The following is a 12,552-nucleotide window of genomic DNA, read 5'->3' as shown; positions in this document are numbered from 1 at the left end:
GGTAAACAAGGGCGTTTCCGTCAAAACCTTCTTGGTAAGCGTGTCGATTACTCAGGACGTTCTGTTATCGACGTTGGTCCTAAGCTGAAACTTAACCAGATGGGCATTCCTCACGAAATGGCGCTTGAATTGTTCAAGCCGTTCATGATGCATGAACTCGTAAAACGCGAAATGGCATCAAACATCAAGAATGCCAAGCGCAAGATTGACCGTCGCGATGATGACATCTGGGATGTTTTGGAAGACGTCATCAAGGAACATCCTGTTCTGTTGAACCGTGCCCCTACGCTCCACCGTTTGGGTATTCAGGCATTTGAACCAACGCTTGTCGACGGGAAGGCCATGCGTCTTCATCCGCTTGCCTGCGAAGCTTACAACGCCGATTTTGACGGTGACCAAATGGCAATCCACGTTCCGTTGTCAGATGAAGCTCAGGCTGAAGCACGTTTGCTGATGCTGGCTGCTCACCATATTCTGGCTCCTAAAGATGGTAAGCCGATTATTTCGCCATCTCAGGATATGACAATCGGTAATTACTACATTACGATTGAAGAAGCAAATCGTGAAGGCGAAGGCATGATTTTCAAGGACGTCAACGAAGTCAGAACTGCATACCAAAACAACTATGTTCACTTGCATACGCGTATCGGGCTGCAGACATCTTCATTGGCAGAAGCAGGAAAGCCGTTTACGGATTTCCAAAAGGGCCGTATTCTCGTAACGACTGCCGGCAAGGCAATCTTCAATGAAATCCTTCCTGATGATTTTCCATACTTGAACGAACCTTCTGAAGAAAACCTGACTGTTGGCACTCCCGACAAGTACTTCCTCGAACCCGGCGAAGACATTCATGAATATTTGAAGAACCATGAACTTGTCGGACCGTTCAAATCAGGCTTCTTGTCAGACATCATTGCGCAGGTCTACAAGGATTACAAAGTTACGGCAACTGCAGAACTTTTGGACAGAATGAAGGATCTGGGCTATTACGAATCAACGAAGTCAGGCTTGACTGTCGGAATTGCCGATGTTACTGACTTGAAGGAAAAGCCTGAAATCATCGACAATGCCCACAAGGAAGTTGCCAACGTTGCAAAACAGTTCCGTCGCGGTCTTATTACGGAAGACGAACGCTACAACCGTGTTATCGCTATCTGGAATGAAGCAAAGGATAAGATTCAAGCCAAACTGGTTGAAAACATGGATCCTTCCAACCCTATTCAGATGATGAGTGATTCCGGTGCCCGTGGCAACATCTCGAACTTTACTCAGCTTGCCGGCATGCGTGGCTTGATGGCCGCTCCTAACGGTAAGACAATGGAACTTCCTGTTATTGCCAACTTCCGTGAAGGCTTGTCAGTTATGGAAATGTTCATTTCCACCCACGGTGCTCGTAAAGGTATGACCGATACGGCTCTTAAGACTGCCGATTCCGGTTACTTGACACGTCGTCTGGTTGACGTTGCTCAGGACGTTATCATTCGTGAAACTGATTGCGGCACGGACCGCGGTCTTGACGTAACTGCAATTCGTGAAGGAAACGAAATGATCGAACCGCTCTATGATCGTATTCTTGGTCGTTACACAATGAAGTCCGTCAAGGATCCTAAGACAGGCGAAGTCATCGTTCCTGCCAACGTGATGATGGATGAAGAGCTTGCACAAAAGGTTATTGATGCAGGCGTGGAACAGGTTACGATTCGTTCGGCCTTCACGTGCAACACGCGTCATGGTGTCTGCGAGCACTGCTATGGCCGCAACATGGCCACCGGTGACGAAGTTGAAGTCGGTGAAGCCGTCGGTACAGTGGCTGCTCAGTCAATCGGTGAACCAGGTACTCAGTTGACGATGCGTACGTTCCACACTGGTGGTGTTGCCGGTGACGATATTACACAGGGTCTTCCTCGTGTTCAGGAAATTTTTGAAGCACGTAATCCTAAGGGTCGTGCGACGATTACTGAAGTTACTGGGATTGTCGAAAGCGTTGAAGAAAATCCTGCAGAACGCACGAAGGTCGTTACGGTCAAGGGCGATACGGATGAACGCACGTACAACATTCCGTTTACGGCCGTGCTTAAGGTTGCTGAAGGCGACAGCGTGCACCGTGGCGATCCGTTGACGGTCGGTTCGATCGATCCGAAGGAATTGATCAAGGTTCGTGACGTTCTCTCAACCGAAAACTACATTTTGCGTGAAGTTCAAAAGGTTTACCGTATGCAAGGTGTTGAAATTTCTGATAAGCACATCGAAGTTATGGCTCGTCAAATGCTCAGAAAAGTTCGCATCATGGATCCGGGCAACACGAACATGCTTCCTGGTACGTTGCTTGATCTCAACGATTTCAAGGACAACAACGTTGAAACGCTTGTTAATGGTGGAATTCCGGCAACGGCACGTCCCGTTCTTCTTGGAATCACGAAGGCTTCCCTGGAAACGAACAGCTTCTTGTCTGCTGCTTCATTCCAGGAAACGACTCGTGTCCTGACTGATGCTGCAATTCGCGGCAAGAACGATCCGTTGGTTGGTCTTAAGGAAAATGTCATTATCGGTAAGATTATTCCTGCCGGTACTGGCATGAAGAAATATCGTGACATCGTTCCTGAAGAAGATGCTCCTGCTAAAGTTGCAAGCGGCGTTTATTCGCTCAAAGATGACGGCGTTTCTACCTTGGAAGACGTTGCCAAAGCCAACAATTTGAACAGCGAAGATTAAAAGAAAAACGACTGGAAATTTTCCGGTCGTTTTTTTGTATCTGATTATAAAATGCAGAGCCGAAAAGCTACTGCATATTTTTTTCGACTTCTTCCAGGAACCACTTGTTGAATGCATCGGTGTCCACATCAAGGCAAACGTTGACGTTTGTCTTGTCGTGGTATGCTTTTCTGATATCCGCAACGGTTGCGCCGATGGCGGGTCCTTCACAAACAACGTCAACCCAAAATTTTTCGGCCGTGAATTTTTCAGGATGCAGCAAATAAAAAATGGTTTGCAAATCATGGATGGCAGTGCCCGTTTCATCATGATCGATGTCGCGTTCGATGATTGAGGCAAGCATGTTTCCGGCTTTGCCCAAGAGCTTGATCTTATCTTTTGTTTCATCGGAAATTCTTCCGAACAGCGTGCAGTCAAGCCCAATCATGGTCGTCTTGATTCCTGATGAAAAAACGATTCTGGCCGCACGCGGGTCAGTGAAAACGTTGAACTCGGCAACGCTTGTCATGTTTCCTTTTGAAAGAGATCCGCCCATCAGGATGAACTCCTTGATCTTGGGCTTGACTTCAGGGTAAAGCGAAAGCAAAAGGCCGAGATTGGTGAAGGAACCGGTCGCAATGATCGTCAGCGGAACGTCGCTGTGTAAAAGCTTGTCCTTCAAAACTGAAACGGCGTCGTCCGCCAATGGTTTAAGCGAAGGCTCGCCAAAATCATACCCGTCGATACCGGATTCGCCATGGACCTCGGAAGCATCTTCAAGTTGTTTTAGCAGCGGTTTCCTGGCTCCGGCAGCGACAGGAACGTCTTTGCTGAAAAATTCGACCAGGCGCAGCGCATTTTTGGTCGTTTTGTCGACAGCAACGTTTCCGGCAACGGTCGTAATCAATTCCAAAGATATTTCCGGATCCGTCAGTGCGCACGAAAGAGCACAGGCATCATCGATTCCCGGATCGCAGTCCATCAAAATTCTGTACGTCATAATGATTCCTCCAAAGATTAATCGGTAAAATTATTATACATTAATTACCTGTGGGAAGAAACAACCGAAAAATAAGTACGAGCATAAGATAAAAGGGATGAAGGGCAGCATTTTTTGGTGGAAAAAAGCATAATGAAGGATAATCAGACAGCACGAAAGAAACAATAGAAAGCAAAAATTTTGAATGCCGAAAAGAACGCTCAAAATCAAGCAGACGAAAGTATCTGCTGCTCCGAACATTTGCTTTTGTTCAAATAGTCTCATCAAACAAAAGAGCAACAGGAAAAAACACCAATCGATGGCGTTTCTTTGCGCAAGAGCATCGATATGGCATAAAAGAAGCAGCGCTCCGCCGCCATAAAGCGAAGCAGCCGGCACGCAAAACTTCAAGGCGTCCGTCCAGGCCAAAAAAAGCAGCCAGGCTGAAAGAAACAGAGTGAGCAGGTTGGGGGAATCTGGATGAAGCAAAAAAATCTTTCCGCAAAAAAGTCCGAACACAATTTCAATCAGCGTCTCATGGCCAGGAATCTTATGCTTGCAAAATGCGCACCTTCCGCCTTGAAGCAAGTATCCGACAACGGGAATCAATTGCCAAAAGCAAAGCGCATGTCTGCAATTTTCGCAAAACGAACGCGAAATCGTTTGGGGAACGTTGTTTGCAAAACGCCAGGCGACGCAGCCGGCAAAGGACGCAAGGGATGCGCCGATAAAAAAAGCAATCAGAAAAATCAACAGCAAAATTATCACCTCGATAACTAAAGTCGCAAAATGCTTAAGAAAATTTGCTTTATGAAGAAAAAAATTGAAAATAGATTTGACACTGGCCATAAAAGCGTGGTACTCTATACAAGGTGCTTTATGTGAACAGTTCTCTCGAGGAATCGAGATCGTGCTGGCTGTGAGCAAGTTAGCACAAAGCAAGACGTACATCGGGACGTTCTTTTTTTAAAAGCAAAAAAGAAACTCCTGGATGTGTGTACTTAAAAAATCAATCTGAAATCAGGAAGGAGGAAGCTTTAGATGCCTACAATTAACCAATTGGTCCGTAAAGGTCGTCAATCTAAAGGTTCAAAATCTAATTCCCCAGCTTTAAACTTTGGGTACAATAGTTACAAGAAAGTTCAAACAAACAATCCTGCTCCTCAAAAACGTGGGGTTGCTACTCGTGTTGGTACGATGACACCAAAGAAGCCTAACTCAGCTTTGCGTAAGTACGCTCGTGTTCGTTTGTCCAACTTGATCGAAGTTACGGCTTATATCCCAGGTATCGGCCACAACTTGCAAGAACACAGCGTTGTTTTGATTCGTGGCGGTCGTGTAAAGGATTTGCCTGGTGTTCGTTACCACATCGTTCGTGGTGCTCTTGATACTGCCGGTGTTGATGGCCGTATGCAAAGCCGCTCCAAGTACGGTGCAAAGAGACCTAAGAAGAAATAATCAATCACTGAATTTAATTTAACGAAAACTACGAGAATTTGAGGAGGTCGTTGTAATGCCAAGAAAAGGTGGCGTTTCAAAACGCGAAGTGCTTCCAGATCCAATTTACAACTCAAAATTGGTTACACGTTTGATCAACCGTCTTATGTTGGACGGCAAGCGCGGGACAGCATCAAAGATTTTATACGAAGCATTTGATATTGTTAAGGAAAAGACAGGTAATGAACCATTGGATGTCTTTGAAGAAGCAATGAAGAACATCATGCCTGTATTGGAAGTCAAGGCACGTCGTGTCGGCGGTTCCAACTACCAGGTTCCAATTGAAGTTCGCCCTGACCGTCGTACGACATTGGGTCTTCGCTGGTTGGTAAACTATTCACGTTTGCGCGGCGAACACACGATGCCAGAACGTTTGGCAAACGAAATCATGGATGCTGCAAACAATACGGGTGCAGCAGTTAAGAAGCGCGAAGATACGCATAAGATGGCTGAAGCCAACCGCGCATTCGCACATTATCGTTGGTAATTTGAAATGGCTATTATATGATTTATATAAATCTTATGATAGTCATTTTTTTGAGAGAAACCTTAATTAATCAATATTGGAAGGAGAGAAATCTCAAATGGCAAACAAGCGTGAATTCCCTTTGGAAAAAACACGTAATATCGGTATTGTTGCCCACATCGATGCTGGTAAGACGACAACAACCGAACGTATCTTGTACTACACAGGTAAGATCCACAAAATCGGTGAAACACACGATGGCGCTTCACAAATGGACTGGATGGAACAAGAACAAGAACGTGGTATTACAATTACATCAGCTGCTACAACGGCTCAATGGAAAGATCACCGCATCAACATCATCGACACCCCAGGACACGTTGACTTCACTGTCGAAGTTGAACGTTCCCTCCGTGTTCTTGATGGTGCCGTAGTTGTTTTGGATGCTCAATCCGGTGTAGAACCACAAACAGAAAACGTTTGGCGTCAAGCTACGACATACGGCGTTCCACGTATCGTTTTCGTCAACAAGATGGATAAGATCGGTGCCAACTTCGATTACTCAGTAAGCACGATCAAGGATCGTCTCCAGGCAAACCCATTGCCTGTCCAAATGCCAATCGGTGCTGAAGACAACTTCGAAGGCGTTATCGACTTGGTTGAAATGAAGGCTGACCTTTATGACGAAGACGAATTGGGTTCAAAGTGGGATACGGTTGATATTCCTGAAGAATACAGAGCAGACGCTGAAGAACGCCGTGATCAGATGATCGAAGCATTGGCTGACGTTGATGACGAAATCATGGAAAAATATCTTGGCGGTGAAGAAATCTCCAAGGAAGAAATCAAGGCTGCTATCCGTAAAGCAACGCTCAGCTTGGACGTATACCCTGTATTTGCAGGTTCTGCCTTCAAGAACAAGGGTGTTCAAATGATGCTTGACGGTGTCAACGACTACCTCCCATCACCTCTTGACGTTAAGCCATACAAGGCTACAAACGCGGATACGGATGAAGAAGAAGAATTGATTGCCGATGATGACAAGCCGTTTGCAGGTTTGGCATTCAAGATCGCAACTGATCCGTTCGTTGGTCGTTTGACATTCTTCCGTGTTTACACAGGTACTTTGGAAGCTGGTTCATACGTATTGAATGCTACAAAGGGCAAGCGTGAACGCGTTGGTCGTCTTCTTCAAATGCACTCCAACCACCGTAAGGAAATCCCAGAAGTGTTCTCAGGCGACATCGCTGCTGCTATCGGTTTGAAAGATACGACGACAGGTGACTCTTTGACGGATCCAAAGCATCCGTTGATCCTTGAATCAATGGAATTCCCTGATCCTGTTATCCAAGTCTCCGTTGAACCTAAGTCCAAGGCAGACCAAGATAAGATGGACGTTGCCTTGCAAAAACTTGCTGAAGAAGATCCGACATTCAAGGCTGAAACAAACCCTGAAACTGGCGAAACATTGATCGCCGGCATGGGCGAATTGCACTTGGACATCATCGTTGACCGTATGAAGCGTGAATTCCACGTTGAAGCTAAGGTCGGCGAACCGCAAGTTGCTTACCGTGAAACATTTACGCAACAAGTTTCCGCACAAGGTAAATTTGTTCGCCAATCCGGTGGTAAAGGTCAATACGGTGACGTTTGGATCGAATTTACGCCAAACGAAGAAGGCGCAGGCTTCGAATTCGAAAACGCAATCGTCGGTGGTGTCGTTCCTCGTGAATACATCCCTTCAGTTGAACAAGGTTTGAAGGAAGCTATGGCAAATGGTGTCCTTGCAGGCTACCCATTGATCGACGTTAAGGCTAAGCTCTATGATGGTAGCTACCACGAAGTCGATTCATCCGAAGCTGCTTTCAAGGTTGCTGCATCCTTGGCATTGCGCAACGCTGCTCCTAAGGCAGGTGCCGTAATCCTTGAACCAATCATGAAGGTTGAAATCGTTGCTCCGGAAGATAACTTGGGTGACGTTATGGGCCACGTTACGGCTCGTCGCGGTCGCGTTGAAGGTATGGAAGCACGCGGCAATGCACAAGTTGTTAATGCATTCGTTCCTTTGGCAGAAATGTTCGGTTACGCAACAACATTGCGTTCCGCAACACAAGGTCGTGGTACGTTCACAATGACGATGGATCACTACGAACCAGTTCCAAAGGCTATCCAAGAAGAAATCATCAAGAAGAATGGTGCTAACGCCTAATTCTTAGTGAATTAAAAAAGCACGTTTCGCAGAAATGCGGGACGTGTTTTTTTGTGCGGGAAAATCTAAGGACATTGTGTAAATCGTATTTTAGAAAACGTATTGTTTTTTTAGGCGCTTTATACAGTATGATATTATCTTTAGCAAATATTATTCAATAAACAAATTATTTATCGATTGTAAAATAAGTAAAAAGTGATATAATTGTGAGAGCATTATTAATTTAAAGAAATTTTTTGTTCTTGAAGGTGATATGGTGGAAAAAGCATTGCTGTCGTCGAAAACAATTTCGACGGCCGGGACATTATTTTTTAATGCAGTGATTGATTTGTGGGTCGTCCAGATATTTGGTTCAGCCAAAATATTGGGGAATACAATGGCATTCACGACGCTTGCCGCAGCGATTTGTTCATTTATTGGCGGATACTTAGCGGACAGCTCATTCAGGCTGCGGGTTTTGATTATGATAAATGCAGCATCTTCTTTGGTATGCGGCATTGCATTTTTAGAGCAGAAACAGCTGATTGGCAAACCACTGACGGTCTATTTGCTGGTATTTCTTTTGAACATTGGCAGCTATCTCAGTTCGCCGCTTTTTAAGACCATCACGTCAATCAGCGTTGAGAAGACACGAATAGTTGCATTCAATCGAAGCATAACTTTTGCATCTCAGCTTTGTACGGTTTTGATTCCGCCAGCAGCAACGTGGCTTTTTGCAAAAAAGATTATCGGCTTGGAAGGCGCGTTGCTTTTAAACGGATTATCGTTTGTTTTGTGTGCCTTGTTGATGGTTGGTTTGCGGAAAGCCGATGGTGTAAAAACGGCCGGAAATTCGAACGGGTATCTCGGAACCATAAAATTGATTAAAAACAGCGGACCGTTGTTGTTTATGGCCTTGTCAGGCTTCATTCTTAATTTTTTCCTGTCGGGAATCAATGTTTGGCTGCCTTATTTTACGACCAAAATCTTGCATAATGCTTCCGTTTACGGTGTTGCAATTTCATGTCAGGCTGTTGGAGGCATAATCGGTGCTTTGTCGATCAAGAAAATCAAGCTGGATACTTCGCTAAGGGTTGAACGACTCGGCTTGGTCATTTCGTGCGGGTTGCTTATGGCGATGTTGTTTGCCATTTCATCTCCGGCGCTCATTTTGGCAATGTTCTTTTTGGCCGCAATCATAACAAGGTATAATATTGCGCTTCAAAGTTTGATCCAAACGCACGTTGAGCAAAAATATATCGGCAAAACGTTTTCAACGACGTATCTGATTGCCAATCTGGCTTTGCCGATCGCATCATTTTTGTTTGGGCATCTGCTTGATTTTTCATGGAAGTGGTTATTGGTAGTTGTCGCGCTTGGACTATCAAGCATGAATCTTCTTTGGATCATAATGAAAAAAAGAATCAGCATAAAAAATATAGAGTAGGGGGATATACAATGCATGTTTTAATAATTTCACCGCTAAGAGAAGGGTTATGAATCTTTGTGGGTGGTTGGACGGACTCAAAAGCGAGCGGGTTACGATTCTGACTCAAACAAAATATGAAAACAACATGAATAAGATGCTGAAATTGAATAAGCAGGATGAATTTTGCCAAGTGAAGTCAATTGAAGCATTTGCTGACGACAACGTTATTTGGAACGTGCTTAAAATCAATCGTGAAAACAAGATTGACGTTGTTTTCGCATACACGGAAGAGATGATTCTGCCTGCAGCTCGGTTGCGTGAAGAATTGGGAATCAATGGGCAGAGCGTTAAAAGCGCAAAAGCTTTTCGCGATAAATGGACGATGTATGAAACGCTTTGTTCGAGCGAATTGTCGCTAAACGTTCCGCAGACGTTTAAAGTTGAAGGAATCGAGGACGTTTTGAAACTGGAAGATAAATTTCCAGTGGTTTTAAAACCGCGTTTTGGAGCCGGATCGGTAGTTACGTTCGTAATCAAAAAAACTGATGACTTGGGTGATTTGACCAGTAAGGCCGACCTTTCGAATTATATCGCGCAAACCTTTGTCGAAGGCGATGTCTATCACATTGACGCATTGGTTTTGGATAATGAAATTAAATATTCGGTCGTTTCAAAGTACTTCAATACTCCACTCTGTTATCAGGATCAAAAATCGATTGCAAGCATTCAGATTGAGCAGACATCAAAAATCGCCTTGGATTTGAAAAAACTGACTTCAGACGTTTTGTGTGCGATGCCAACGCCCCAAAGCACAATCGTCCATTTGGAGGCATTTCATGATGGGAAAAAAGCAACTTTTCTTGAGGTCGGATCAAGAATCGGCGGTGGAAGGATCAATCAAGAGTTCGTGTACAATTTAGGAATCGATCCTGACAAGATTTTGTTGGAACACATGATGGGTTATGATTATTCAAACGAATTATTGAAAGAAATTGATGAAAAACTTTTGAAAAGACGCTGCGGTTTTGTTTTGACGGCACCGGGAAAAGGGGTGCTGACAAAGCTTCCGCCGCAATCGTTGTTTGACGTGCCTTCAAAAAATGCATACGATTACTATATTTATGGACGTACGGGCAAAAAATACGATTACGGACATTCAAGCGTTGACGCGATTGCTGCCGTCTCCGTATTTGGTAAAACGACTGATGGAATTTTGCGCGAATTAAGGAAAATCAACGAATGGGTTGATTTTAGCAGTGCTTATGAAGAGGAAGAGAAAAAGTGAAAATATTTGTTTATCCATATTCACCGACTACAATCGGGTTTGATCCTGAATTTGACGGATATGTCATCACGACGGCCAATGCTTTTGAGAGGTACTTGAAACTAGGTTTTTTGAAAGAAAAGATCGAAATTGCAGAAAGCATAGATTTCAAACACGTTTTCAGGATTGTCCAAGATCTGGTTGAAAGGTTTTCGGATTTTGATGAAGTTTTTACGCTCAAGGAAAATGATATTGAATGGATCGATGTAATCAATGATTATTTTTTTGGCGAAAAAAACAAGCCGACTTTGGCATTGTTTAAGGACAAATATTATATGCGTTCCGTGCTTCAAGGAAAAATCGAGCAACCTGATTTTGTTGCGATGACACCGGAAATTTCAGCTGAAAAAGTTCCGGAAAAGGGCGTAATCAAGCCGAGAAGAGCAGAGGCGTCGCTTGGGGTCGATTTTTATGAGAATCAGTTTGAGTTTGAACGGACAAGGGCAAATCTTGCGGCGGATGACGAGCTTATTTTGGAAGAAGCGGTTGATTATGATGTAATGTTTACTTGTGACGGCGTTTTTTATCAGGACGAATTGATTCAATTCTTCTCCAATCAATATTCGAACAAGGTTTCAAATTGCGATATTGAAAGATACACGATAATCCACACGAATGAGAATTATTGGAAAAATCCTTCATTAATATCAAGATTGAAAGAAGATACTGCAGAAGTTTTAAAAATATTGACCAACGGTAAGGGAACGATTGCGTTTCATATGGAATGGTTCTATAATTCCGTCACGGATGTGCTGACGTTTTGTGAAGTCGGGGCGCGCTTTGGTGGATGGCATATTCCGGAAATAGTGGAACTGGCTTTTGGCCAGGACTATCGCAAAACCTACTGGGAGTTGAAAAACGGAAAACAATATTTGAAAATGAAGCAAATCCCGCAGCCAAAGCAAGCCGCAGCAGTTGTCGGAATATATGCCAACCATACGGCAATTCCCGAAAACATGGGAAAACTGCTTGGAGCAAGATTCAAGTGCATCCAGTACGGAAGCTCATCAAAGAAAGGCGCAACGGGGAATTCTGACCTGTTGTGTTTGATCATGTTTGCAGAAGACGACATTGAAAGCATCTATCGAACATCAGAAAAAATTGGCAAAATGATTGAGGAGGCATAGATTTGTTTAACGAATCGTTTGAAAAGTGGTGCATCAATCAAGGGTACGTTGAATTGGCCCCCAGTCCTTTGATAAGAAACGATAATCACTTGTTTACATTTTCTCCATTTGAAGATTTGGAAGATAACTATCTTGAAGAAAAGCGCTTTAAAGGATTTAAGATTCAGGATTGTTTTCGCAACGTTTTTCCGCAGAATTTGGTCAATCCCTTGTCGACGCCTTTGCAGAAGCTGGTCAGCATCCATGATTTTTCGTTTTCCGACAGCTTGGGTGAATTGAAAAATTGCGTAAATGTTTTTTTGATTGACGAATTAGGACTTAATGAAACTGACGTCTACTATATTATTCCGGATGACGCAAGCGTGGTCGCATTATTTGGCGACAATCAGATACCTGAAGAAAAAACGATCGTCATTGATAAAAACAGACTTGTCTGCAAGCTTCCTTTTGACGGGATTCATTACTATATCAAGGTGATTTATGCTTATAAGGGCGGCGTGGTTACCGTTGCGAACTTCGTTTTGGTCAATTATCAAAAGAAAAACTTTCAGCTTGACAGCGTGATTTATCCTGAAAGAATCAAAATGATCATGGATGATGGTGATTTTCTTTATGATTTGAAGATTTATGAAAAATGCAGAGATGAATTTTTCATAAAGATTATTGATGACAAAAGGACGTTTAACTTTGTCTTAGGCAATCTGAATGCGATTGATCATTTACCCTAAAGGGGCGAGAATGCCCCCACTTCTCTAAGTGGGGGATGAATCGCCTCTTTTGAAGCACTCAGCGCTTCTTTTTTCTTGATTCATTTTAAATCGGATATTATAATTAGTGCATAAATTGTAAAA

10 protein-coding genes are annotated in these 12,552 nt (G+C 43.7%); 8 read left to right on the top strand and 2 right to left on the bottom strand.

From position 1 onward, the window contains the following. Positions 1 to 2,712 (top strand): DNA-directed RNA polymerase subunit beta' (gene rpoC, locus V7Z60_RS06720; protein WP_334117072.1); only part of this gene is annotated, 2,712 nt, incomplete at its 5' end. Between the two features lie 67 nt (positions 2,713 to 2,779). On the opposite strand, the gene rihC is transcribed toward rpoC, so the two are convergent. Both rihC and V7Z60_RS06710 read right to left on the bottom strand, forming a co-directional pair. Further along, positions 2,780 to 3,691 carry a ribonucleoside hydrolase RihC gene (gene rihC, locus V7Z60_RS06715; protein WP_334117071.1) on the bottom strand — a complete coding sequence of 304 codons (912 nt, stop codon included), beginning with the start codon at positions 3,689 to 3,691 and terminating at the stop codon, positions 2,780 to 2,782. A gap of 33 nt (positions 3,692 to 3,724) precedes the next feature. Then, on the bottom strand, positions 3,725 to 4,621 hold the full coding sequence (locus V7Z60_RS06710) for a prepilin peptidase (RefSeq protein ID WP_334117070.1): 897 nt from the start codon (positions 4,619 to 4,621) through the stop codon (positions 3,725 to 3,727). A gap of 90 nt (positions 4,622 to 4,711) precedes the next feature. On the opposite strand from V7Z60_RS06710, the gene rpsL reads away from it, so the two are divergent. The 7 genes from rpsL to V7Z60_RS06675 all read left to right on the top strand — a co-directional run bounded on the left by rpsL (position 4,712) and on the right by V7Z60_RS06675 (position 12,429). Beyond that, positions 4,712 to 5,128: a 30S ribosomal protein S12 gene (rpsL, locus tag V7Z60_RS06705; RefSeq protein ID WP_003692835.1), complete on the top strand. Its 417-nt coding sequence runs from the start codon at positions 4,712 to 4,714 to the stop codon at positions 5,126 to 5,128. Between the two features lie 55 nt (positions 5,129 to 5,183). Then, positions 5,184 to 5,654, top strand: coding sequence for a 30S ribosomal protein S7 (gene rpsG / locus V7Z60_RS06700; RefSeq protein ID WP_003692838.1), 471 nt, complete (start codon positions 5,184 to 5,186; stop codon positions 5,652 to 5,654). A gap of 97 nt (positions 5,655 to 5,751) precedes the next feature. Beyond that, complete coding sequence (gene fusA, locus V7Z60_RS06695; protein ID WP_035172214.1) at positions 5,752 to 7,842, top strand: elongation factor G; 2,091 nt, start codon at positions 5,752 to 5,754, stop codon at positions 7,840 to 7,842. A 253-nt stretch (positions 7,843 to 8,095) separates the two neighbouring features. Continuing rightward, positions 8,096 to 9,268 (top strand): MFS transporter, encoded by a 1,173-nt coding sequence (locus V7Z60_RS06690; protein ID WP_334117069.1) that lies wholly within the window; start codon positions 8,096 to 8,098, stop codon positions 9,266 to 9,268. Positions 9,269 to 9,440: 172 nt separating this feature from the next. Continuing rightward, complete coding sequence (locus V7Z60_RS06685; protein ID WP_334117068.1) at positions 9,441 to 10,535, top strand: ATP-grasp domain-containing protein; 1,095 nt, start codon at positions 9,441 to 9,443, stop codon at positions 10,533 to 10,535. Further along, the gene (locus V7Z60_RS06680) at positions 10,532 to 11,701 is read left to right on the top strand and encodes an ATP-grasp domain-containing protein (RefSeq protein WP_334117067.1); all 1,170 of its coding nucleotides are present in this window, start codon (positions 10,532 to 10,534) and stop codon (positions 11,699 to 11,701) included. Before V7Z60_RS06685 ends, V7Z60_RS06680 begins: the two co-directional genes overlap by 4 nt. A 2-nt stretch (positions 11,702 to 11,703) precedes the next feature. Further along, the gene (locus V7Z60_RS06675; RefSeq protein ID WP_334117066.1) at positions 11,704 to 12,429 is read left to right on the top strand and encodes a hypothetical protein; all 726 of its coding nucleotides are present in this window, start codon (positions 11,704 to 11,706) and stop codon (positions 12,427 to 12,429) included. Positions 12,430 to 12,552: the final 123 nt, after the last annotated feature.

The organism is Ligilactobacillus sp. (assembly GCF_036846325.1).
Classification (GTDB): domain Bacteria; phylum Bacillota; class Bacilli; order Lactobacillales; family Lactobacillaceae; genus Ligilactobacillus.
This window is presented reverse-complemented; position numbering and strand designations above follow the sequence as displayed.